The 25456-nt window shown below is 38.3% G+C and carries 23 protein-coding genes, 1 rRNA gene and 1 other annotated feature; of the genes, 4 read left to right on the forward strand and 20 right to left on the reverse strand.

Going from position 1 to position 25456, the window contains the following annotated elements:
• Window positions 1–93 precede the first annotated feature (93 nt).
• The 10 genes from AC07YC_RS22315 to AC07YC_RS22360 form a co-directional block, all read right to left on the reverse strand.
• The gene (locus tag AC07YC_RS22315) at window positions 94–714 is read right to left on the reverse strand and encodes an RraA family protein (protein ID WP_494920475.1); all 621 of its coding nucleotides are present in this window, start codon (window positions 712–714) and stop codon (window positions 94–96) included.
• A gap of 136 nt (window positions 715–850) precedes the next feature.
• Window positions 851–1759: a methyl-accepting chemotaxis protein gene (locus AC07YC_RS22320; RefSeq protein ID WP_494920476.1), complete on the reverse strand. Its 909-nt coding sequence runs from the start codon at window positions 1757–1759 to the stop codon at window positions 851–853.
• 64 nt (window positions 1760–1823) lie between these two features.
• The gene (locus tag AC07YC_RS22325) at window positions 1824–2351 is read right to left on the reverse strand and encodes an LOG family protein (RefSeq protein ID WP_473828612.1); all 528 of its coding nucleotides are present in this window, start codon (window positions 2349–2351) and stop codon (window positions 1824–1826) included.
• Between the two features lie 89 nt (window positions 2352–2440).
• Entirely contained in the window at window positions 2441–3109 is a 669-nt protein-coding gene (locus tag AC07YC_RS22330; protein WP_008179676.1) for a deoxynucleoside kinase, read from the reverse strand.
• Window positions 3109–3744, reverse strand: a complete 636-nt coding sequence (locus tag AC07YC_RS22335) for a deoxynucleoside kinase (RefSeq protein ID WP_036121980.1) — start codon at window positions 3742–3744, stop codon at window positions 3109–3111. Before AC07YC_RS22335 ends, AC07YC_RS22330 begins: the two co-directional genes overlap by 1 nt.
• A 193-nt stretch (window positions 3745–3937) precedes the next feature.
• On the reverse strand, window positions 3938–6349 hold the full coding sequence (locus AC07YC_RS22340) for a heavy metal translocating P-type ATPase (RefSeq protein WP_494920477.1): 2412 nt from the start codon (window positions 6347–6349) through the stop codon (window positions 3938–3940).
• Window positions 6350–6430: 81 nt separating this feature from the next.
• Window positions 6431–6637 carry a copper chaperone CopZ gene (gene copZ, locus AC07YC_RS22345; RefSeq protein WP_036121975.1) on the reverse strand — a complete coding sequence of 69 codons (207 nt, stop codon included), beginning with the start codon at window positions 6635–6637 and terminating at the stop codon, window positions 6431–6433.
• A 34-nt stretch (window positions 6638–6671) separates the two neighbouring features.
• On the reverse strand, window positions 6672–7004 hold the full coding sequence (locus AC07YC_RS22350; protein ID WP_008179668.1) for a metal-sensitive transcriptional regulator: 333 nt from the start codon (window positions 7002–7004) through the stop codon (window positions 6672–6674).
• Between the two features lie 69 nt (window positions 7005–7073).
• On the reverse strand, window positions 7074–8021 hold the full coding sequence (locus tag AC07YC_RS22355) for a cation diffusion facilitator family transporter (RefSeq protein ID WP_336637344.1): 948 nt from the start codon (window positions 8019–8021) through the stop codon (window positions 7074–7076).
• Between the two features lie 18 nt (window positions 8022–8039).
• Window positions 8040–8369, reverse strand: coding sequence for an ArsR/SmtB family transcription factor (locus AC07YC_RS22360; protein ID WP_336637341.1), 330 nt, complete (start codon window positions 8367–8369; stop codon window positions 8040–8042).
• Between the two features lie 168 nt (window positions 8370–8537).
• Between AC07YC_RS22360 and tadA the strand changes: the two genes are divergently transcribed.
• The 3 genes from tadA (at window position 8538) to AC07YC_RS22375 (ending at window position 10864) form a co-directional block, all read left to right on the forward strand.
• The gene (tadA, locus tag AC07YC_RS22365) at window positions 8538–9050 is read left to right on the forward strand and encodes a tRNA adenosine(34) deaminase TadA (protein ID WP_336637342.1); all 513 of its coding nucleotides are present in this window, start codon (window positions 8538–8540) and stop codon (window positions 9048–9050) included.
• Between the two features lie 180 nt (window positions 9051–9230).
• A complete protein-coding gene (locus AC07YC_RS22370; RefSeq protein ID WP_494920478.1) occupies window positions 9231–10367 on the forward strand; it encodes an SPFH domain-containing protein in 1137 nt (378 codons plus the stop codon).
• 254 nt (window positions 10368–10621) lie between these two features.
• Window positions 10622–10864: a TM2 domain-containing protein gene (locus tag AC07YC_RS22375; protein ID WP_230584803.1), complete on the forward strand. Its 243-nt coding sequence runs from the start codon at window positions 10622–10624 to the stop codon at window positions 10862–10864.
• Between the two features lie 131 nt (window positions 10865–10995).
• On the opposite strand, the gene AC07YC_RS22380 is transcribed toward AC07YC_RS22375, so the two are convergent.
• From AC07YC_RS22380 to pdxS, 6 genes are all read right to left on the reverse strand, one after another.
• Window positions 10996–12591, reverse strand: coding sequence for an amidohydrolase (locus AC07YC_RS22380; protein WP_494920479.1), 1596 nt, complete (start codon window positions 12589–12591; stop codon window positions 10996–10998).
• Window positions 12591–13922, reverse strand: a complete 1332-nt coding sequence (gene brnQ / locus AC07YC_RS22385) for a branched-chain amino acid transport system II carrier protein (protein WP_494920480.1) — start codon at window positions 13920–13922, stop codon at window positions 12591–12593. Before brnQ ends, AC07YC_RS22380 begins: the two co-directional genes overlap by 1 nt.
• 109 nt (window positions 13923–14031) lie before the next feature.
• A complete protein-coding gene (locus AC07YC_RS22390) occupies window positions 14032–15366 on the reverse strand; it encodes a sigma 54-interacting transcriptional regulator (RefSeq protein ID WP_494920481.1) in 1335 nt (444 codons plus the stop codon).
• A 142-nt stretch (window positions 15367–15508) separates the two neighbouring features.
• Window positions 15509–16789 carry a serine--tRNA ligase gene (gene serS / locus AC07YC_RS22395; RefSeq protein ID WP_494920482.1) on the reverse strand — a complete coding sequence of 427 codons (1281 nt, stop codon included), beginning with the start codon at window positions 16787–16789 and terminating at the stop codon, window positions 15509–15511.
• A gap of 152 nt (window positions 16790–16941) precedes the next feature.
• Window positions 16942–17158 (reverse strand) — a binding site (T-box leader).
• A gap of 49 nt (window positions 17159–17207) precedes the next feature.
• Complete coding sequence (pdxT, locus tag AC07YC_RS22400; RefSeq protein WP_494920483.1) at window positions 17208–17771, reverse strand: pyridoxal 5'-phosphate synthase glutaminase subunit PdxT; 564 nt, start codon at window positions 17769–17771, stop codon at window positions 17208–17210.
• A 1-nt stretch (window position 17772) separates the two neighbouring features.
• Window positions 17773–18657 carry a pyridoxal 5'-phosphate synthase lyase subunit PdxS gene (gene pdxS / locus AC07YC_RS22405; protein WP_336637349.1) on the reverse strand — a complete coding sequence of 295 codons (885 nt, stop codon included), beginning with the start codon at window positions 18655–18657 and terminating at the stop codon, window positions 17773–17775.
• Window positions 18658–18760: 103 nt separating this feature from the next.
• On the opposite strand from pdxS, the gene pdxR reads away from it, so the two are divergent.
• Entirely contained in the window at window positions 18761–20188 is a 1428-nt protein-coding gene (gene pdxR, locus AC07YC_RS22410) for a MocR-like pyridoxine biosynthesis transcription factor PdxR (RefSeq protein ID WP_494920484.1), read from the forward strand.
• Between the two features lie 17 nt (window positions 20189–20205).
• Here the strand turns inward: pdxR and asnB are convergent, their stop codons facing one another.
• From asnB to rrf, 4 genes are all read right to left on the reverse strand, one after another.
• Window positions 20206–22041, reverse strand: coding sequence for an asparagine synthase (glutamine-hydrolyzing) (asnB, locus tag AC07YC_RS22415; protein WP_494920485.1), 1836 nt, complete (start codon window positions 22039–22041; stop codon window positions 20206–20208).
• Window positions 22042–22141: 100 nt separating this feature from the next.
• Window positions 22142–23473: a D-alanyl-D-alanine carboxypeptidase family protein gene (locus tag AC07YC_RS22420; protein ID WP_336637346.1), complete on the reverse strand. Its 1332-nt coding sequence runs from the start codon at window positions 23471–23473 to the stop codon at window positions 22142–22144.
• Window positions 23474–23614: 141 nt separating this feature from the next.
• The gene (guaB, locus tag AC07YC_RS22425; protein ID WP_494920486.1) at window positions 23615–25078 is read right to left on the reverse strand and encodes an IMP dehydrogenase; all 1464 of its coding nucleotides are present in this window, start codon (window positions 25076–25078) and stop codon (window positions 23615–23617) included.
• A 303-nt stretch (window positions 25079–25381) separates the two neighbouring features.
• Window positions 25382–25456, reverse strand: a 5S ribosomal RNA gene (gene rrf / locus AC07YC_RS22430); the annotation flags it as partial.

Below are 25456 nucleotides of genomic sequence, written 5' to 3' on the forward strand. Positions count from 1 at the left end.
TGTTCATTTGTAAATTTCGTCATAAAAAAACTACACCTCCAATTGTTAGTTGTGTCTAACAATTGGGGTGCAGTTCACATCGTGAGCGTTTTTTTAATTTCCAAGTACTTTATCTAAATACGCAACAATAGATTCTTTACCATTTACATGTGCTTCTTGCGCACGTTTTTCATCTTTAAGTATCTTTTCCTCTGCAGCTTCAATCACTTTTTCAGCATCTTGCTGTGGTACAACAATGACACCATCCACATCTCCAATTATATAGTCGCCTGGGTGAACTGTTACTCCTCCAATGGCAATGGATACATTTACTTTGCCACCACCATTTTTATTACCAGCAGCCACTGTAGTACCTAAAGCGAATACAGGGAAATCCAACTCACGAATAGCGGCAATATCACGAATTACACCGTCAACTACAAAGCCTTGTACACCAATACCTTTTGCTAAGGACACCACAAAATCTCCTGCTACCGCTCGATTGGTGTTTCCTTTTGCATCAATAACCAAAATATCACCTTCATTGGCCACTCGAATAGCCTCCAATACTGCACCATTTTCACCATCTGGTAATCGTACAGTTACCGCACGCCCAGCAATTTTAAAATGATTGGCTAGCGGTTTAATCGTACTACACAAATTCGTATGTCCACCTGTCGCATCTGAAATAGCTGTTGTTGGTAGATGCTGAAAACTTACTTCCACTTTTGTCATCCATAACACCCCTATTATGATTAATGAACGTCTTACACAAATATTGTAATGAAAAAACTTATACTATTTCAATATATCTACTAAAATATTGTAAATTAGTCCACCATCTAGTCTACAGATGGGGCTATACGGAACGTTAAATAATGTCAATAAATTGCTTGGACTGCTCGTCTAAAGCTTCAGCCGCAGATGCAATTTCATTAAAATCTTTAGTTGTAATAGTAATCTGTTCATTAGTTTTTTCTACTTTTTCAGCTATCTTTGTAATACTATCTGTCACTTGATTAATTTCCCGCTCTATCCCCTCTACATGATCCTTAACCTCTGAAATGGATTGCTCTACCCTGACAGAAAGCTTCCGCACTTCTTTCGCCACTACATCAAAGCCTCGGCCATACTCCCCAGCTCGCGCAGCTTCAATAGCTGCATTTAAAGCTAATAAATTTGTTTGGGAAGCAATCTCTTGAATGGTTTTCACAATCCCTTTAATGGAAACTGCTTGATTTTTTAGCTGTGCCAGATTGCTAACATTTTCTTTTGACTCCTGAGAAACCACTTGAATGGTGCTCAGTAATTCTTGACTATTTTGAATACCAGCCTCTGAGCGTTGATGAAGCTCATTAGACATTTTCTTCAATTGATCGGCTACATTTGTTATTTCATTTTGGCGTTCCGTAATATTTGTAGCAATTTTTGAAACACCGATTACTTTATTTGTATGGTTGGCGAAAACAGGCATATACGTAGCCTCAAGCCAAATCCTTTGGCCATTTGCATCAATTCTCTCAACTTTGCCCTGATAACTATTTCCTGCTACTAAATTGCGCCAAAATTGTTCATATGCTGGACTGTGAACGAAATGTGGTAAACAAAAATCTTTATGATTCTTTCCTAACATCTCTTGTACTGTATAGCCTAATGTTCTAGCAAACGGTTCATTCACATAGGCTACACTTCGATCCATATCAAAACGTATAATTGCTATATTGCGTTCAATGGCTTGTACTACTAAATCATCGGTTACTTGAGTATCTGCACCTTGCATAATCCACCTCATCCATTTCTATTTTTTACCGTTTATTCTATATTATAAAAAACATGGGCAATGTTCACCCATGTTTTTTTAGTAAACGTACTATTTCCTCTGAAGTAGTTGCTATACGGAAAAAGGACTTCTGTTCAGGTCGTATAAACCCTTCCTCTAGCATTATTTTAAAATGCTGTAAGAGTGCATCATAAAAACCATTCACATTATATAAAATGACAGGTTTATCATGGAGGCCAATTTGTGCCCAAGTAAAAACTTCAAAATATTCGTCTAACGTTCCTGCACCTCCTGGAAGAGCAATAAATGCATCAGCCAGCTCCGCCATTTTAGCCTTCCGAATATGCATAGACTCAACAAAATGAATTTCTGTTAATGAAGCATGAGCCAGTTCCCGCTTTTGTAAATGGGTTGGCATAACACCAATAACCTCTCCACCTGCGGCTAAAACAGCATCTGCTACCTTTCCCATTAACCCCATTTTGGAACCACCGTAAACAACACTATGTCCATGCTTAGCTAATACTGTACCTAGCTCTGTAGCTTTCTCCCCATACACTGGACTTTTACCTATACCAGATCCGCAATACACTGCAATTCTTATAGTAATCCCTCCTATTCAAAAAACGTGAAACAATCGGCTATGTATTGTTTCACGTTCTTTGGTCGTTTTTTTCTCTTCTATTTTCTTAAATGGCTTGTTTGTTTTAGCATATGACTGATACGGCTCACAATTGATTCAATTGCATCCGGATTTTTTAATAAATCATAATCATTAATATCTAAACGTAGAACTGGACAGGAATTAAAATTATTAACCCAGTTTTCATAACGTTCATGCATTTCTATCCAATAATCATTTGGCGTTTGTTGCTCCATTGCGCGCCCTCGTTCTTGTATACGCCCAATAACAGCATCAATCGGTCCCTCTAGATAGACAAGTAAATCTGGATGTGGGAAATACGGTGTCATGACCATAGCATCAAATAAATTTGTGTATGTTTCATAATCTGTTGGGCTCATTGTTCCCTTATCGTAATGCATTTTAGCGAATATCCCAGTATCTTCGTAAATAGAACGGTCTTGTATAAATCCTCCACCATACTCAAAAATACGTTTCTGTTCCTTAAAACGCTCTGCCAAAAAGTAGACCTGTAAATGGAAGCTCCATTTTTCAAAGTCCTCATAAAATTTATCTAGATATGGATTTGTATCTACTTTTTCGAATGATGTACGGAAATTTAATGCTTCTGCTAACGCTTTTGTCATCGTAGACTTTCCTACGCCTACAGTACCGGCAATCGTGATGACCGTTTGTGGAGGAATATCGTATTTCTCTCTTAAATTCATTATTGCAAACTCCTTTTTTGTAACGTATCCTTTATAATTTTTAAAACATAATTTAAATCGTCTGGATTTTTAACAAAATCGAGCTGATCTCCATTAAATCGAATAACTGGTATTTCAGGATGCATTTTCTCAAAATGTTCGATAAAAGAATGATAATCGGTTACGAGCTGCTCCATATAATCGCGTGATATCATTTTTTCAAAATCTCGTCCACGCATGGCAATTCGTTTCATCAATGTTTCAACGCTTGCATGTAAATAAACAACTACATTAGGAACAGGCATGTCTTTTGTTAATATTTGATATATTTCCTCATACTTTTCGTATTCGGTAGATGCCAGTGTACGCTTCGCAAATATTAAATTTTTAAAAATATGATAATCTGCTACAACTGGCTTGGCATGAGCAAATCGGAATTTTTTAATGTCCGTTAATTGCTTATAGCGATTACAAAGGAAGAACATTTCCGTTTGGAAACTCCACTCCTCAATGTTTTCATAAAACTTATTTAAAAAAGGGTTTTCGTCTACAATTTCTTTTAATAGATGGTAATTAAATGTCGCCGCTATCTCTTTCGATAAAGAGGTTTTACCAACACCAATCGGACCTTCTACCGTAACAAATGGAACCGTCACCAGAAGCTCCTCCTTTTGTTCTATGGATTCGATCATTGTGTTCTACATAAATGAGTCAGTACCTTTCATTTTATCATAGTGAGAAAATGAAAAACAGAATCAACCTATTATTCTAGAAAATTATGCAGGAGATTTCCCTCTGTATAAATAGAAAAAAAGCATTGAGAATATGCATCCCAATGCCTTTTCATCTTTACAATTTTACTCGCTGTAAACGTAGAGCATTTAATACAACCGATACAGAACTAAAAGCCATTGCCGCACCTGCCACCCACGGAGCAAGCAGACCAATTGCAGCAATCGGAATACCTAATGTATTGTAAGCAAATGCCCAAAACAGATTTTGTTTAATATTACGCATTGTTTTTCTACTCATAAGAATGGCATCCGCAATACTATTTAAATCACCACGGATTAACGTAATATCTGCTGCTTCCATCGCGACATCTGTCCCTGTACCAATGGCCATACCAATATTGGCCGTTGCCAGCGCAGGGGCATCATTAATACCGTCGCCAACCATTGCTACATTTTTACCTTGGGCTTGAAGTTTTTTCACCTCATCTGCTTTTCCTTCAGGTAATACTTCCGCAATTACTTGGTTCACGCCTACCTCTGTGCCTATTGCCTGGGCTGTACGTTCATTATCACCCGTCATCATGATGACTGTAATGCCCATATTTTGCAAACGATGAATGGCCTCCTTAGACGTATCTTTTACTGTATCAGCAACAGCTACTACCCCCGCATATTGGCCATTTATTGCGGCCAACATCGCTGTTTTGCCGTTTCGCTCTAATTGCTCCATTGTTGGTAAAATATCATCTAGCTGAATGCCGTACTGTTGCATTAATTTTCGTGTACCAATGACAACACCTTGACCTGAGACCGTTGCTTGCACACCATAACCTGGAATAGCCTCAAAGAATTGAACTTCCCCTAAAGCAATCCCACGCTCTTCTATACCATAAACAATTGCCTCTGCAAGTGGATGCTCCGACTGTTTCTCAGCCGCACCAATTATTGATAAAAAGCGTGCTTCCTCTTGGTCTGGCGCTAAAAGAACATCCGTTAGTACTGGCTTACCATGTGTCACTGTCCCTGTTTTATCTACAACGACCGTATCAATATTTTGTGTTTGTTCTAAATGCTCGCCACCTTTGAATAAAATGCCAAATTCAGCGGCGCGACCCGAACCGGCCATGATAGAGGTCGGTGTGGCTAAACCAAGTGCACATGGACAAGCAATCACAAGTACTGCAATTAAGACCTCTAAAGCAGGCGTAAATTCTCCTGGACGTACCCAAATAATCCACACGATAAATGTCACAATCGCAATGCCCACAACAATTGGTACAAAAACTCCTGAGATCTGATCGGCTAAACGTTGAATCGGTGCTTTTGATCCTTGAGCATCCTCTACCACCTTAATAATTTGTGCTAGTGCCGTATCACGGCCAACCTTTGTCGCTGTCATTTTTATAAAACCATTTTTATTAATAGTTGAACCAAATAATGAATCACCCTGCTTTTTATCGACTGGTAAACTCTCCCCTGTCAACATGGACTCATCAACAGCTGTTGTTCCCTCTAAAACTTCTCCGTCAACGGGGATCTTTTCACCTGGTTTAACTAGGATGATATCACCAATCATCACTTCTTCTAAAGGCACTTCCATCTCTAGACCGTCACGTTCAACAATGGCTGTTTTGGCTTGAAGTCCCATCAGTTTTTTTATCGCCTCAGATGAACGCCCTTTTGCTTTTGCCTCAAATAATTTACCTAATAAAATTAATGTAATTAATACAGCGCTTGTTTCAAAATAGAGATGCGGGCCATGATGTGATCCTATCGTCACGATTGCTTGATAAACACTATAGAAATAAGCCGCTGATGTCCCCATCACAACGAGTACATCCATATTTGCACTGCCATTTCGTAATGCCTTATATGCCCCTACATAAAACTGCTTACCAATTATAAATTGTACGGGTGTAGCCAACACCATTTGAACCCATGGATTCATAAGGAATTCTGGCACATATAAAAACGATGTAAATGAAAAATGTCCAACCATCGTCCAAAGCAGTGGTAGGGATAGAATAGCTGATAAAATAAATTTTTGTTGTTGCTGCTTAATAGCCTTTTCTCGATGATCCTCTGTTTCCTGCTCATCTGCTTTTTGATGGGCGCCATATCCTAACTTCTCAACCTTACCGATAATATCTGCGATGTTCACCTCTGATGGGTTAAACTCAATCATTGCTTTTTCAAGAGCTAAGTTGACATTGGCAGATGATACGCCGCTCATTTTATTTAATCCTTTTTCTATTCGAGTAGCACAAGCCGCACATGTCATTCCTGTAATATCAAGTTCAGTTTTTTGTTTAACTACTCCATAGCCAAGCGCTTCTATCTTTTTTTCAAAATCTGCTTCACTTAGCTTTGCTGGATCGTACTTAATAGATGATTTTTCAAGCGCTAAATTAACTGTTGCTTGTTCTACTCCATCCATTTTATTTAACCCTTTTTCTATTCGAGTGGCACAGGCCGCACATGTCATCCCTGTTATTTGCAAATTAGCTTCCTTATGATCAGAACTCATTTACCTTTCACCTCTCCTTATACCGAATGGGGGTATATATTTTTGAAAATAAGAGAGTGCCACAGAAGCACTCTACAAATTTTATTTTACTTCATAGCCTTGATCATCAATTGTCTCTTTAATTTGATCCAGTGATACTTGTGCATCATCAAATGCAACATCAACTAAACCTTCTGCTAAATTTACTTTTACTTGTTCAACACCAGCTAAAGCACCAACGTTTTTTTCAACCGCATTTACACAATGACCACATGACATTCCTTGTACATTTAATGTTACATTTTGCATAATAAATCTCTCCTTTTAATTTATTTATAAACATCTATTTTTTCATTAACTTTTGAATCGTTACTACTAATTCATCTAAAACTGCATCATCGCCCTCCGATAGACGATCCACAACACAACCCTTTAAATGACCTTCTAATAAAATTTTCGCTACACTATTCAAAGCTGACTGTGTCGCAGACAGTTGCGTAATAACATCATCACAATAAACGTCTTTTTCGATCATTCCCTTAATGCCTCGGATTTGACCTTCTATACGGTTTAAACGAGTTGTTAAATCCTTTTTTACACGCTCAGGGTGATGGCTTTTTCGACAAGACGTAGCTCCCTCAGTATGACAAGCATCCTCTTTTACTATGTCCTCCATTCACTACACCTCCTATTTCAGCTTTATCATACTATACCCACGAAGGGTATGCAAGCCGTAAATTTTTTTTTATTCATGATGATGCTCATGAACATTTTTCAATTGACATAATATCGAGCTTTCATGTGGATGGGAAGCCGTTTCTAATTGAATGGTTACATGTTTAATACCCTTATGCTCAAGATTATGTTCAATTTTTCGTAGAATATGCTCACCATCTGCCATTTTTAAGTGCCCATTTACAACTGCATGACAAGACAAAGCATTGGTTCCACTAGTAATTGTCCAGATGTGTAAATCATGGATGCTTTCTATCCCATCGGTTTGTTCAATTAATTGAATTATCTCCTGAACATCGACATTTGAAGGTGTTCCTTCCATTAAGACATGAATAGCGGATTTTGTAACATAGTAGCCACTTCTTATTACTAATAAGGCAACAATAACACTCGCTAGAGGATCAGCCCATCCCCAACCAAAAAACATAATTAGTAAGGCAGCCACAATAGCCCCTACGGAACCTAGCATATCACTCAGTACATGTAAAAAAGCCCCACGCATATTTAAATTGTCCTTTGTATCACTACCACGCATCATAATCCATGCAACTAAGATGTTAACCAAAAGACCAATTGTACTAATAATAAGCATACCTGTAGTAGCCACTTCAGGAGGATTTGCAAAACGTTCGATCGCTTCATAGAAAATAAATAATGCAATCCCAATTAATGTAACGCCATTTAATACTGCCGCTAATATTTCAAATCGTTTATATCCATATGTTTTACTATAGCTTGCTGCTTTTTCTCCAAAAACAAACGCAAGTAAGGCAATAGCTAATGAGATGGAATCACTTAACATATGACCGGCATCCGATAATAGAGCCAAACTATTCGTTAAAAAACCACCAATTGCTTCAACAACCATATAACTAGTAATAATAATAAATGATACGATTAACACTTTTTTATTAGCGCCATGTGTATGATCATGGCCATGATCATGATTATGTCCCATCATTAATTCCTCCGTTCTTTAGTTATGTGCAGCATGCTCAATTGCCTGCTTCAATAAATTCATAATGTGATCGTCATCTTTGGAGTAATATAAAGTGGTACCTTCTCGTCTAAATTTCACTAATCGCAAATTTTTTAGAAATCGTAATTGATGAGAAACGGTCGATTGTCCTAAATCTAAAATTTCAGCAATGTCGTTGACGGAATGCTCATCTGCGCATAGTAAATTTAAAATTCGAATTCGTGTCGGGTCACTTAATGCCTTAAAAGTTTGTGACACAACGAATAATGTCTCATCGTCTAAATGCTGACTAGTTTCCACATTCGTTATTTTTATTTGTTCATCCATATTAGTTTACCCCCAATAATTTATATTTATATATGAGCATGTGTTCATATATAAATATAAATGGTTATTTTAGGAATGTCAATACATCATGCGTTGGAGATCTGCAAGAAGTTAAAAGTAGCAATTACCAATTAAGCAGGATAAACTACTTTTAAGGAGAGATATTTAGTGGATATTTTTGAAACAGATCGTCTATTTATGAGACAAGCATTAGAGGAAGCAAAAAAAGCAGCTATACTTGGGGAAGTACCTATAGGGGCTGTCCTTGTTTATGATGGGCAAATTATCGCAAGAGCTCATAACCTACGAGAAACAACACAAAATGCAACAACACATGCTGAATTAATGGTTATTCAAGAGGCTTGTCAAAAAATCAGCAGTTGGCGTCTCGAAAAAACAACACTTTACGTTACGCTTGAACCTTGCCCCATGTGCGCAGGTGCAATCCTACAATCCCGTGTACCTCGTGTCGTTTATGGTGCAAGGGATATGAAAGCGGGCTGTGTAGATTCACTCTATCGTTTATTAAATGATGCTCGCTTTAACCATGAATGCGAAGTATCTGAAGGAATTTTAGCTGATGAATGTGGACAAATCCTAACCGATTTTTTCCGAGCTTTACGTGAACGAAAAAAAGCAGAGAAAAAGGTAAGACAAGCAGCAGCCGCTGAAAAGGAATAGCCGAATGAATAAAAAATGTGAATATAAAAAGTAGGTGTCTTTCATTATGAAGACACCTTTTTTTATATGGCAGCACCAAATTTCTGCATGATAAAACATTGACATACATAATCTCAAAAGGGAGAATATAACTAGTTATAATTTTGATTTATTAGTAAATAAATAGGGGGTTTAATGTTAATGCCTATTTTTGATAGAGTGAAATTTGATGGATTACGCTCACGTGATTGGTTAATTTACAAGCATCCAACTGACAAGCTAGTGCTTGGTACTACACTTATCGTCCAGGAAGGACAAGTAGCCATTTTTGTAAAAGGTGGTCAAATGTGTGATGTTTTCAATGCAGGAACACATGTTTTATCTACGAATAACCTACCGATACTTCATAACATTGTAAATTTAGCATATGGAGGGGAAACTCCCTTCTCAGCAGAGATTTACTTTATTAATCTCACTGTGAAAATGGATTTATATTGGGGAACCACTGATCCTATTCAGTTAATTGATCCAAAATACTTTGTAAAATTGCGTATAAGAGCATTTGGGCAATTAGCTCTACGACTTGATGATTACTTAGTATTCTTTTCAGAAGTGATCGGCTCTATGAATAAAGATGATATTGTTAGCTTCGAAAAAGTACAGGATTACTTTAAAGGTTCTCTTATTACATCTGTAAAAACCGAACTCGCCAATAAAATTATTAATGAGAAAATTTCTGCGTTAGAAATAACGACAGAGCTTCAAAACATTTCAAATAGTTTAAAAGAAAAAGTATCAGAAGAATTTATTAAGTATGGCTTTATAACAGCGCATTTCCATATTCAATCTATTAATTTCCCTGAAGAAGATTTTGAAGAAATTAATGAAATTTTACAGGATAAAGCTAAGTTTGAAATTATGGGAGACAATCGTTATGTTACCCAACGTAGCTTTGATGTTTATGAGTCAGCCGCATCAAATGAAAACGGAGTAGCTGGAATATTTGCAACTGGTGGAGTTGGTTTGAGTGTAGGACAAGGCATGTCATCCATGATGAACCAACAAGTACAGCAACCTGGTCAGCAGCCTACGCATAAGATTTGTCCTTCTTGTCATGGCAGTATTTCTTCTAGCAGTAAGTTTTGCAATTTATGTGGGGAAAATTTAGTGCGAAAGATTATTACATGTCATTCCTGTCACAATGAAAACGAAGAATCTTCAAAATTCTGCAGTACTTGTGGAACTAGTTTACTGAAAGCTGTTTGTTCATGTGGACAAGAAATAGATGTTAATTCTAAGTTTTGTAATAATTGTGGTGCTCAGGTTCATCCCATTTAACAGTTTTAATCATACTAATTTTTCGACTATGTACTTAGAAAACAATTGGAGGTATTAACATGAGCAATATCGAATGTCCACAATGTGGTGCACCTGCTGATATCACATTATCTCAATGTAAATATTGCGGGGAAAAATTCAGTTTCCAAAGCGAACAACCAAGAGTGCAACAACCTGCTTTTCAACAACCAGTACAGCCTGTTTTTCAACAAGCGGTACAGCCTGCCTATCAAGCGCAGCCACAACAAGCTCCTATGTATGATGGTATTGATCCTTCATGGCCTATAAAAAGTAAAGGTTTAGCTGGTTTCCTGGCTATATTTTTTGGCGGTATCGGTATTCATAAATTTTATTTAGGGAAGGTTTTCCAAGGGATTCTTTATTTAATTTTCTGCTGGACTTATATACCTGTCATTATATCTTTTATTGAAGGTATTATTTACTTACTCTCTAGTGAACACAATTTCTCTGTGAAACATCGAGTTCGCACTCGCTAACATTTTATAACAGTAGTTTCTAACAAAAAGAAAAGAAGGTGCCTCCTAATGAGATACCTTCTTTATTATATTTAAGGGAATGGCGATATATATGAAATGTGTCGTAGCAGCGACAGCATCTATATAGATACTTAATGTGTGGCTTGAATCGTTGATTGTCCAAAAACGCATTCGCCTTCGATATATGTAGCGAATGGCTTTACATGCATAAGCTGATCATGCGAAATAGAAAGAATATCATCAGTGAGTACAATAAAATTAGCCTCGTAGCCTTCTTTCAGTTGACCAACATTCTCCATACGAATCATTGACTTAGCATCCGCTGTATACAATTGTAATGCTTCCTCTACAGAGATTCGTTCAGCGGCACCTAGATCGGTCCCATCATAGGCCATACGCGTAACAGCCGCCTGCATCGTGACAAATGGATTTGCCGCTTCTGCCCATGATGTTGCAGGTGCATCTGAGGATAAGGCTGTCGCAATCCCTCGCTGTAAAAATGTTTGAACTCCATACAATGTCTGTGTTTTTTCCAGCCCTAGGTTTTCTAAATAACTTTCAATTTCGCAGAAGAGGAAGATTGGTTGTGGCACAAATCCGATGCCCCATTCAGCAGCTTTTTCTAAAGCACCTGCTGAAGGCATCGCTGCATGTTCGATACGCACAGAAGGCGCATCTTTTAACCACGCTGTTTCCTCATAAAAAGTATCGACAATTAAATCAATAGCTCTGTCCCCCATCGCATGAACTACTAGCTGAATGCCATGTTCTTTTGCTACGGCCGCCGCTGCTAGTAGCTCCTCTTTTGACGTCATAGTAATGCCTCGCTCCTCACCTCCCAAAAATGGCTCGGAAACAAGCGCTGTTCGACCTGAAACACTCCCGTCAGAAAACAACTTAATGCCTCCAATATAAGCGCCTGCTGAACGGTCCAAATTATCCGCTGTTAAAAGCTCATAGTTTTGAACATCCTCCCAAATATAATAAGCGGCAACACGTTGCTTTAAGCCCTTTTCACGAGCTTTACGATATAGGGTTAAATAATCAATAGGCATCATAGTAGCCATTAATTCTGTAATACTTGTCACACCATAGGATGCTAAGGTTTGCGATAGCTTTAGCAGTCTTGTTATGATTTCATCCTCTGATGGCGTAGGTAAATGCTGTAATATGAGGTTCCGTGCATTTTCACGAAGTACACCAGTCGGATCGCCATTTTCATCACGATCAATTTGCCCGCCCTGTGGATCGGGTGTATCTTTTGTAATACCTGCAATGGCTAAGGCTTTACTATTGACCGATATGATATGGCCACAAGTCCGCATAACAATGATAGGAAGCGCCGTGGATGCGCGGTCTAAATCTTCTTTTAGAGGGGCTCTTCTTTCGTTCAGCTTTCCTTCATCATAGCCCCATCCTAAAATCCAACCGCGTTGACTAGCATCATATTTCTCTAGTGCAACAAGCATATCTTCAATTGAATGAATATGTGGAGGTAAACAGGCCACCTGCTCCAAAACATCAGCTAACATAATCGGATGCATATGCGCATCAATAATTCCTGGAATAATGACCTTGCCCTGTCCATCGATGATATCGCCTTGGTAAGCAGGTAAGTTTTCCTCCTGTCCAATCCATAGAATTTTTCCATCTTTCATAACCATGGCTGTTGCCATCTGCTGATTAGTATCTGCTGTATAGATTTTTGCATTTCGAATAATTTTCATCATTTTCCAACTCCTATTTCTTCCATACCGAAAGTTGATTTCTCCGGATTTTCTGCTTTAAGCACTTTATGCAAGAAGGCGCCTAAAATAAAGCCAATAATAGATGGGATGACCCAGGCAAATCCACTCGACTGTAATGGTAAATGAACGATCAACTTCGTCACCCCGGGTATCGTAATTCCATAGCTAGAAAATGTTTCAACCACACTCACTAAAAAGGCAAATAATACGGTTCCTTTATAAGCTCCTGCATTGGGCACAAGACGATCAAATGCTCCAAGCAACACAAGTACGATAATGACTGGATATATAACCAAGAAAATGGGCAATGTAATTTCTACGATGGCACCTACTCCTAACGAACCAATTGTTGCCCCCACTATACACATAATCAACACCCATGTTTTATAGCCAAGCTTTTCTTTCGTTAATTCGTTTAAAAATTGTGATGAGATAACCATGACTCCTATTGCAGATGTTAGACAGGCGAACACAACACAAATAGCCAATAACGCTTTCCCCAAGTCTCCAATCACACGATACGCAATACTTGCTAACAGCTCTGTATCACTACCTGGATTCGTAATGATACCGCTACTTGTGGCACCTAAGTAAAGCAAACCGCCATAAACGGCTATTAAACCTATCGCGGCTATAGCCATTCCTCCGAGTGCGACTTTTTTAGATTGTTTACCCTTATAGCCATAGCTGACAATCGCTGCCAAAAAGATGGGGGCACAAAGAATACCTGTTCCAACATCTCCCGTCTGATAGGCGGCTATAATGGCGTTGGCAAATACATTTTTTGCTTCCGTATGGACCGCCGCCCCGATCGGATCTAATACCCCTTTACCAATGAGAATAATAAGTATGATAACGAGAACTGGCGTCAACCATTTCCCAATTTTATCGATGACATTTGATTGATCCATTGCAAAATAAAAGCAAATGGCAAAGAATGCCAGCACTGACACTAGTAAAGGAGTATTAGGAATAATTTGCGATACACCTAATTCATGTGTGGTCGCTGACATCCTCGGTATTGTGACAACCATTCCGATACAAACCATCATAACCGTGTTAAATGCTTTATAAAACCAATTTCCGATTGGCCTTGTGAGCGCTTCCACTGTTCCCCCAGTGTTATAAATGGCATACACCGCAAGTACAGGTAGAATAACACCTGTTAAGCTAAAGCCCAACAATGCAGAAATCCAAGAGCCCCCTGCACTGTTTCCTATGGACGGTGGAAAAATTAAATTACCTGCGCCAAAAAATATGGCGAATAAGGCTAGCCCGACTATGATCGTATGCTGCATAACTTTAGACATGTCCTCAGCCCCTTTATTACTGATTTACATAAGATTTATCTAAATAATAAAAAATTTTAAAACACGAAAAAAGGAGATAAATTTTTATCCCCTTTTTGTAAAAAAAATTTTACAGCAGCTCATATTTTAAACATTTATATTTTAAGAGTTGACGTGAAATTCCTAGACGACGGGCTGTCTCTGCTAATCGTCCATCCGTTTCTCGTAATTTTTCAGCTATAATAAGTCGCTCGTAGGCCTCTGTTAAATCACGTAAATGACCGGATTGGCTCACTTGCATAAGTAGATGAGCAGGTTGTTGGATATTTTTTTTAATTCTCTCCGGCACATGCTCAACGTGAATTTCATTGCCTGTTAAATTATTGTAGGCTGATTCCAAAGCATTTTTTAGCTCACGTACATTACCAGGCCAATGATAGGCATAAAATAATTGCAATACCTCATCACGATAGCTCACGTTTTTCTGTACAGTATGTTCATTATAAAATTGTATATAAAAATCTAGAATGGCCGGAATGTCTTCCTTTCTCATACGAAGTGGTGGCAAATCAATCTGTAGGACATTTAAACGATAAAATAAATCCTCTCGTAATCTTTTCTCCACTAAAAGTTTATCTACATCCTCATTGACCGTCGTAATATAACGAATATCCAAAGACTCACCATTTAACATATTTATATCCACCGCATGTAACAGTTTTGCCTGTAAGGATGCATTAAGCAAATTAAGATGATCGATGAGTAATGTTCCGCCATTGGCCTCCTGTAATTTCCCACATTTCTCTTCATTTTCTGAGCCATATAGCTGTGTGAAGATATTATCCTCTGTCAATGTTGAGCAATTCAGTGTAATAAATGGTTTTGTATAGCGCTCACTCTCATTGTGAATACCTTGTGCAATAATATCCTTTCCTGTCCCTGTTTCCCCTGTCAATAAAATAGGAGCGTTTTTCTTAGCACTACGGCGTGCCTTATCGAGCAGCTCCTTCATGTCTGCGTTTGTCGTAATAAAATCCTCTAGGCGATACGTCGTGTGATTATCTCGATATAGTTTATGTCCCAGGAAATTATCTAAGTATTTTATTTGCTTGCTTTCATAAAAATGCTTTGAAAATTCAATCGCACCAATGGATTTGCCCTGTTCCATTATTGGATAGGTTGAACTTAGGGATACGTAGCTAAAACCATTCAAGGTTGTTAATTGTTGTTCATAATATAAAATTGGTTGTCCCGTTTGTAATACTTTAAAAACTGTACTCGTTTCAGGTGATAAATTTTGATAATTATCAGTTACAGTACTGTGAAAAAATTCATCTGGTGTTAAGCCGATTTCCATTAATATATTTAAATCTGCTAAATCATAAAATATTGCACAGCCTTTATCGTCAGTAATTAAGACATTGTCGAATTCTTTTAAAGCCTGAGCAAATTGCTGTAAATCCATGAATTTCTCCCCCTTGTCCCCATGAATATTACCCATTATAACGAATTTTCAAAAATTATGAGAGCTATCAATTTTGGAATTGAAAAAAGGCTATTTTAGATTACCGTGTAAAGGTTCATCTAAAATAGCCTTGATCAGTTGTTTATTTTGGGGCAATTACTTCTTTGCCACCCATATATGGTCTTAAAACTTCAGGAATTACTACGCTTCCATCAGCTTGTTGATAGTTTTCTAGTAGAGCGGCAACTGTACGACCAATCGCAAGTCCTGAACCGTTTAATGTGTGGACATATTCTGGTTTTGCATTTGGGTCACGACGGAAGCGAATATTTGCGCGTCGTGCTTGGAAGTCCTCAAAGTTTGAACAAGAAGAAATTTCACGGTACATATTTTGTGCTGGAATCCAAACTTCTAAATCATATTTTTTCGCAGCAGTAAAGCCTAAATCGGCTGTACACATTTTTAATTTACGATATGGTAAGCCTAGTAATTGTAGTACCTTTTCAGCATGACCCGTTAACAGCTCTAACTGCTCATATGACTCCTCAGGTTTTACAAAACGAACTAATTCCACTTTGTTAAATTGGTGCTGACGGATTAAACCACGTGTATCACGACCTGCAGAGCCCGCTTCTGAACGGAAACATGCACTGTATGCAGCAAAACCTTGTGGTAAAGCTTCAGCAGTTAAAATTTCATCACGGTAGAAGTTTGTTACTGGTACTTCCGCTGTTGGAATCATGAAATAATCTGTTTCCTCCAATTTAAATACATCTTCCTCAAACTTAGGTAACTGTCCAGTACCTGTTAAGCTATCGCGATTTACAATCACAGGTGGCAGCATTTCCTCATAGCCATGCTCTTCTGCATGTAAATCCATCATAAATGTCATCAACGCACGTTCTAAGCGGGCCCCAAGACCACGGTAGAATAAGAATCGACTACCAGTTACTTTGGCACCACGTTCGAAGTCCACAATTTTTAGATCTGTAGCTAAATCCCAGTGTGCTTTAATATCAAAATCAAATGCCGGAATTTCACCCCATGTATATTCCTCAACATTGTCATCTTCTGTCGTACCCACTGGTACAGATTCATGAGGAACGTTCGGCAGGCGCATCATCATATCTTTAAAGCGATCTTCCACCTCATTTAATTGAATATCAAGTTCTTTAATTTCATCGCCCACTTGACGCATACGAGCAATCACTTCATCTGCATTTTCTTTGTTGCGCTTCATAACAGAAATTTGCTCAGATACTTTATTTCGTTCTGCCTTCAGTTCTTCCGTTTTAGCAATTAGCTCACGACGCTTTGCATCTAAATTTTCAAAGTCATCTAAATTCCCTAAATCTTCATTACGTGTTAATAGCATCTCTTTAATTTCGGCGAAATTATCGCGCACGCGTTTAATATCTAACATCGATCATACCTCCAGTAGTTTCTTAATGATGGGGAATTGTTGCATCTTGTTTCTTTAGCTTGATTCAGTGGTCATTTGAACATCAATAGATAGACCTGTAGAGGGGCAGCATTTGGCTGAATCAAGAAAAACACAAAAAAGCCCCCATCCCATAAAGGGACGAGAGCTACCCGCGTTGCCACCCTAATTGATTAGACACAATGTCTAATCCACTTATTTTATAACGGCATTCCAGCCGGCAGCAGCCTACTTCATTGACTTCGACTGTGCAACTCCAGGACGGATTCACAAGTGCCTTTATCAGCTTCCACCAACCGCTGACTCTCTAAAAAAAACGTGCTTGCTACTACTTCCCATCATCGTGTTCAGTTAATTAAATTTTAACCATACTGTACTATATGAAAACAAATTTTGCAAGTCATACCATAGATGCTACAAAATATTCAAGAATACGTGTGTCTGATGTTAATTCGGGATGAAATGAACAACCTAATAAATGTCCATCCCGTGCTAAAATAATTTTACCTTCATGCTCTGCGAGAATTTCAACATCTTTTCCAACTGTCTCCATATGAGGTGCCCGAATAAAAACTGCTGGAATTGCCTCACCTATTTTAAGGATATCGAGCTTTACTTCAAAGCTGTCAACCTGGCGTCCATATGAATTTCTCGCAACTGTCACATCCATAACTGCTAAATGTGGTTCATCATTTATTAAAGTATTGGCCATTAAAATTAATCCTGCACATGTCCCAAACATGGGCAAGCCATGTTGCGCTAGCTCTCGTATAGGCTCTAATAGGTCAGAACGATACAATAGCTTTCTCATAGTCGTGCTCTCGCCACCAGGTAATACAAGTCCATCTAGTTCTATCAAATCCTGCTTCTGTTTTACTTCAACAGCTTCACAGCCAAGGTTTTCTAGCATATGAACATGCTCTCGTACCGCCCCTTGTAAGGCTAAAACGCCAATTCGTTTCATCCTACCAGCCTCGCTCTTGCATGCGCTCATGTTGTCCAAGTTGGGCAATATCAATACCCTTCATTGGTACGCCGAGTTCCTTTGATAGCTCAGCAATGAGCTTATAATCCTTGTAATGCGTTGTTGCTTCCACAATCGCATGTGCAAATTTTTCAGGATTATCGGATTTGAAGATACCCGAACCAACAAAAACACCATCAGCCCCAAGCTCCATCATTAAAGCCGCATCAGCCGGTGTAGCCACACCTCCGGCTGCAAAGTTAACAACTGGTAAACGACCAAGATGTTTGATCTCTCTTAATAATTCAAAAGGGGCTCCTAGTAATTTTGCCTCTGTCATTAATTCATCCTCTGTCATACCTACTACTTTACGAACTTGGGCATTTACTTTACGAATATGTCGAACTGCTTCCACTATATTCCCTGTTCCTGGTTCACCTTTTGTTCGTAGCATAGCTGCTCCTTCACCAATACGACGGGTTGCTTCGCCTAGATCACGACAGCCACACACAAATGGTACGGTATAATCACTTTTTAATAAGTGATACTCTTCATCTGCTGGTGTGAGCACTTCACTTTCATCAATATAATCAACCCCCATTGCTTCTAAAACGCGAGCTTCTACAATATGACCAATACGAGCTTTTGCCATCACAGGAATGGAGACTGCTCCTAGTACTTCCTCTACAATACGAGGATCTGCCATACGAGCAACACCTCCTGCTTTGCGGATATCGGAAGGTACTCTTTCTAATGCCATTACTGCTACTGCGCCTGCCGCCTCTGCAATTTTCGCTTGCTCAGCATTAATCACATCCATAATGACGCCGCCTTTTTGCATCTCAGCCATACCACGCTTCACCAAATTTGTACCTGTCTGTTTCATTGTCTAACCTCCACCTTTATGATGAAATTTAGTATAATAGAAATTGACCATATAAAAATATCCAGTTTTTTAAAAATTCATAGGGTCAGGGGGTTTTTAGCATATGGATATGCTTTTATTTCAGCTTGAACGGAATGGCGATAAACCGCTATATGATCAGCTTTACAACGGCATTAAAGAGGCTATCATTTCCAAAAAAATAGCAGTAGGTGAAAAATTACCATCAAAAAGAAAATTAGCCGATTTTTTGAATATTTCTCAAACAACGATTGAAATTGCCTATGCACAGCTTCTTGCAGAAGGCTATATTATGTCCAAATCTCGGGTAGGTTATTTTATAGAAGAAATAGATGAACTACCCTATATCCAGCAGGACACGGTCATCCCATTCAATGAGCAGCCTAAAAAAAAATCATACAAAATAGATTTTAATCCTGGTTCTATTGATATCGATGCTTTCCCATTTCAGATCTGGAGAAAATATGCAAAGGAGCTGTTTGATGAAACCTCAAAGAAATTATTATTAACAGGGGAACCTCAAGGGGAGCTTTCTTTGCGAACTGAAATTGCGAATTATTTATATCAATCACGTGGAGTCGTCTGCAACCCAGAGCAAATTGTCGTTGGCTCTGGTACGGAGCAGCTTCTGCCTATGATTTTACGTCTTTTTAGTGATGATACATGCTTTGCATTGGAAAACCCAGGGTATCCGGCTGTGCATCGTATGTTCTCTCAGCATAAACGAAAAGTTTATCCTATTGCCGTCGACGAGGAAGGAATCATCATTCAAGAGCTAGAGCAAACACAAGCTAATGTTGTTTATATTACACCATCACATCAATTTCCTACTGGTGCAGTATTATCAGCTACTAGACGTGCACAGGCTTTAAATTGGGCGACACAAAGCTCATCTCGTTATATCATTGAAGATGATTATGATTCGGAATTTCGTTATACTGGAAAACCAATTCCTGCTCTACATGCTCTCGATAGAAACGATAAGGTCATTTATATGAGCACTTTTACAAAATCGTTAATGCCTTCTTTGCGCGTGGCCTATTTTGTACTTCCGCCTCAATTACTTGCTACATATAATGATGTCTTTAATTACTATTCATCAACCGTTCCTCGGTTTGATCAACATATTGTTGCAAATTTTATGCATGATGGTCATTTTGCCAAACATCTTAATCGGATGCGTAAAGTTTATCGTAAAAAACATGATAAGCTTACTTCTATTTTAGAAAAATATTCATCCTCCATTAACATTACAGGTGAGCAAGCAGGAATGCATATCTTATTAGACGTTAAGCATAAGTTGCCGGAAAAACAATTACAACAACTTGCCTTCCAAGCAGGGATAGGTATTTATCCGTTATCTGATTATCGACTAGATTACGTTGAATCCCCGCAAGCACAATTTTTACTTGGCTTTGGGGGTATTCCTGTTCATGTAATTGAACAATCGATCGAACAATTAATGGATTGTTGGGGAATACAAAAAAATCACCCCTCTACTACAACCAAGTAGTAGAGGGGTGACCCCCATTAGGATTCAATGAGTTGAATATGATAATGCTCAAACCAAGTATGAATTTGCCCTAGATATGCTAAAAGTTGAGGTCCCGCCATTAATTGTCCATACCATGGAATTTTGAAAGAGCTGCCTCCCGATTCTATTAGTTCCATAAGTTTTTTGTGCTCAAATAATTCATGTAAGATAGAGTTCTTATCGTTAAGAATTTCTCTTAACCATATTTGCACACCTGCTGTATAAACTGGATGATATGTTTTAGGATATGGATTTTTTTTACGATACAATACTTCATCAGGCAATAAATGTGCCATGGACTTTCGAAGCAACCCCTTTTCTATACCCTCTAAATCCTTCATTTCCCAAGGAATATTCCATGCATATTCTACAAGGCGATGATCCGCAAAAGGAACCCGCACCTCTAAGCTAGCTCCCATACTCATACGATCTTTCCGCTCTAGTAATGTCTGCATAAACCACTGTATATTTAAATAAAACATTTCACGATGTTTTACTTCTGCCGGACTTTCGCCATCTAGCAACGGGACTTCCGCAATCGTTTGTCTATATAGTTGTTGTGCATAGGATTCAATTTTTAATTTTTTATCCCACTTCTCTTGGAGTAATGCATTTCTTTCAGCCAATGATCGAATCCAAGGAAAACCGGTAGTTTTTTCTTTAAACCATGGATATCCACCAAAAATTTCATCTGCACATTCGCCTGATAGTGCTACAGTAAAGTCTCTTTTAATTTCTCGACAAAACCATAGTAACGAAGAATCTACATCTGCCATACCTGGTGAATCTCTAACTATAACCGATTCTACTAGTAAATCAATCAGCTGTTGCTGGGTTATTTCCTCTGCGTGATGTGTCGTCTTAAAAGTATCAGTCATTTTTTGAATCCAATACGTATCTGTTGAAGTTTGAAATGCATGAGGGTTGAAAAAACGTTCATTATCCTCATAATCGATTGAATACGTATGCAATTTATTGTTTTGTTGTTGGAATCTATCTGCAGCAATTCCTGTAATAATACTAGAATCAAGACCTCCTGATAGAAATGTACAGATCGGTACATCCGAAACAAGCTGTCGTTCAATAGCATCCGTTAACAGCAAACGAACATGCTCAATCGTTTCTTCCAATGATTCTTCATGCTTGCGGCTTTGTAGCTGCCAATATTGCCACTTTCTTAAACCTTCTCTAGAGAAGCGCATTGCATAACCTGGTCGTAACTCCTCAATATTTTGAAAAAGAGTCTTACCAGGAGCTCTAGAGGGGCCAACAGCCATCATACTTGCTAATCCCTCCGTATTAATAGTAGCTTCAACCATTGGATGTGCCAGTAAGGCCTTTACTTCCGATGCAAAAAGAATCCCTCCCTGTTGCTCTGTAAAATAAAGGGGCTTCACACCTAATCGATCCCTGCATAATAAAAGAGATTGCGCCTGTTCATCCCAAATACCAAAGGCAAAAATACCGTTTAGAAAGTCTACACATTGCTCTTTCCATTCAATATAAGCGGTCAATAGTACTTCGGTATCTGAATGTGTTGTGAAAGTATGACCTCTTTTCTGTAGCTCTTTACGCAGCTCTTCCGTATTATAAAGTTCGCCATTATATGTAATGACATAGTTTACCCCATCATGTATTTTTTTCATCGGCTGCTTGCCACCTATTAAATCGATAACCGCTAACCGTCGATGGCCAAATGCAATATGCTCACTACACCAAATATTTTCATCATCTGGCCCTCTCTTGTTTAATGTTCGTGTCATTGCTTGCAAAACTTTTTCACTTGTCTTTAAATCCTGTTGAAAACTAGCCCATCCAGTAATGCCACACATTTAGCCACATCCTTTCGCCTATTAGCCTATGCTATTCGGGTTAAAAATGTGAAAAAGCACATGAATGTTTGTTATCATTCATGTGCTCTTTAATTAATGATTAGAATAGGCCTCCAACGAAGTCAGAAATCCCACTCCATAAATTGCCGAAGAAGTTCCCAACACCTTGGAAGAACAATGAGATACCGCTAGCACGCTCTACAGCCCCTGTAGTAACTATATCGGATGAAATATCCTTACCATCGATAAAGCCGTAATCTGTGCCCTCTGTGCGCTCAATAACGACCTTCCCTACAACAGTATCTTTCTTAACGCCTGCCTCAAGGCTCTTTTTATCTAAAACCAATTTAGGTTTATAGAGATCTTTATCAGAAGACTTGATCATAAACGAAATAGGTTCTTTTACAGCAATCTCTACTTTGTCTTCTTTACCTTTTGTCACTTTTACTGTTTTTTGATCTTTAAACGTATAATTTGCTGGTAAAATTTCTTGTTTTGAGAATTGTGAAAAACCATAGTTAAACAATTTTGCTGTTGCATCAAAACGAGCTTTATATGACCCTTGTCCACTTGCATCAACAGCCTTCATGACCACTGCAATTAATCGAGTACCATTGCGTTCTGCAGTACCAGTGAAGCAATGGCCTGCAAAGTTTGTAGTACCTGTTTTTAATCCATCTACACCTTGATATTCAAAAACTAACCCTGGTAACATAAAGTTCCAGTTAGACATTTCAATGGCATCCTCTGTACCTTCACGGAACGTCTTTTTAGTAATTTGAGAAGTTTCTAATACCTTTGGGTGATCTTTTAATAGATGATAGGCAAGTTTTGCCACATATTTTGCAGGCATCACGTTCTCATCTTCTGGTCCTGTCCCAGCTGGTTGCATCCCAAAAAGATCAGCGTTATTTAGACCTGTAGCATTGACAAACTTATAACCCTCTAGGCCTAGTTCTTCTGCTTTTTTGTTCATTAATTTCAAAAATTCAGTCTCTGTTCCAGCAATTGTTTCAGCTATAGCAACAGTTGCAGCATTCGCTGAATAAATAGCCATTGCCTCGTACAATTCTCGAATCGTGTAAGAACCATCACGACGTAAAGGTACATTACTTAATGCACGATTTTGAGACATACGATACGTATAATCGGTTACGTGGTATTCTTGATCCCATTTAACTGTCCCTGCATCAATAGCGTCCAATAACAGGTATTCAGTCATCATTTTTGTCATACTTGCAATACCTAGTGAAGTATCTGCATTTTGTTCATATAAAATTTTTCCTGAATCTGCGTCAATTAAAATTGCAGCATCCACTGTTAGTCCTAAATCCGTCTCTGCACTTGCCTTTGCAGGAATTCCTGCAAAAATACCAATTAATAAAACGGGAATTAGGAGTAAGCGTAATACGGTGTTCATTTTCTTTTTCACCTTGAAAGCCCTCCAAAAAATAATCTTGTCCTCGACATTTTATCATAGATATCAACATACGTGTTGACTCTCTACCATAAAAAAATGCTCTCGCGCCATCTTTGTAGACGATGCGAAAGCATAAAAGTTGCAAGTAATATATTACATGGAATAGTTTGGTGACTCTTTTGTAATCTGCACATCATGCGGATGTGATTCACGAAGACCTGCACCAGTCATTTTAACAAATTGTGCATGATCTCGTAAATACTCAAGATGTGGTGCTCCACAATAACCCATACCAGCTCGGATACCACCAATCAGTTGATAGATTGTATCAGCTAATGGTCCTTTATAAGGAAGGCGACCTTCAATACCCTCAGGCACTAATTTTTTCGCATCCTCTTGGAAGTAACGATCTTTTGAGCCTTTTTCCATTGCTCCGATAGATCCCATACCGCGGTATACTTTGAAGCGACGACCTTGGAAGATTTCTGTCTCTCCTGGAGATTCAGAAGTACCTGCAAGAAGTGATCCTAGCATTACAACATTTCCACCAGCTGCTAAAGCTTTCACAATATCGCCAGAGTATTTAATACCACCATCGGCAATAATTGTTTTACCAAGCTCACGAGCTACTGTAGCACAATCATATACTGCTGTAATTTGCGGTACACCTACGCCAGCCACAACACGTGTAGTACAAATTGAGCCCGGGCCAATTCCTACTTTAACAACATCTGCACCAGCCTCGAATAATGCACGTGAACCTTCTGCAGTAGCTACGTTACCAGCAATGATTTCTAGTTCTGGGTAAGTTTCACGGATGGAACGGATTGTCTGTAATACACCTTCTGAATGTCCGTGTGCTGTATCGATTACTACAATATCAACTTGTGCTTCTACAAGCTTCTCGATACGTACCATTGTATCCTTCGATACACCTACTGCTGCACCTACAAGTAAGCGACCATGTGTATCTTTAGCAGCATTGGGGAATTCAATAACTTTCTCGATATCTTTGATTGTGATAAGTCCAGTTAAACGACCTTCTTCATCAACGATCGGAAGTTTTTCGATTTTATATTGTTGAAGAATTTTTTCTGCATCCTCTAGAGTCGTTCCAACAGGAGCTGTAATTAAATCTTCTTTCGTCATAACATCTTCAATTTTTAAAGAGTAGTCAGAGATAAAACGTAAATCACGGTTTGTAATGATCCCTACTAGCTTTTGGTTTTCCATACTGTCAACAATAGGTACACCAGAGATTCGGTATTTACCCATTAAATGCTCAGCATCGAAAACTTGATGAGTTGGAGTTAAGAAGAATGGGTTTGTAATAACACCATTTTCAGAACGTTTTACTTTTTCTACTTGTTCAGCCTGTTCGTCAATACCCATGTTTTTATGGATAATACCGATTCCGCCTTGTCGTGCCATAGCAATAGCCATTTTAGACTCTGTAACTGTATCCATACCTGCGCTGATCATTGGAATGTTTAATTTAATCTTTGGTGTTAATTGAATAGATAAATCAACATCTTTCGGTAATACTTCGGAATGAGCTGGTACTAATAATACATCATCAAAAGTTAAACCTTCTTTGGCAAATTTAGTCTCCCACATTTTCGTAACGTCCTCCTATAGTTAAAAGAATATTAATTGTAAGATTAACAACGTGGACTGCTACTGTCAAGAAACTTATAAAAGAAAGACAATTCAGACTTTTAATCATAGCAAATTTTAATTGAAAATCCAAATAAATTGCTAAATAAAAAACTACTAGCGACTATCATATAGTTATATGAAATCCTACAATTAAATCTTTTTTAATAATTGATTTTTGTATAAAATCCTGTAATTTATGAAGTATCTCCTTAAGATAATAAAATAAAAAAACAGCCAGCACACAGCTGACTGCCTTTATTTGCCTAGCGACGTCCTACTCTCACAGGGGGAAGCCCCCAACTACCATCGGCGCTAAAGAGCTTAACTTCCGTGTTC

It is taken from the genome of Lysinibacillus sp. GW247-5R2A (assembly GCF_059424475.1).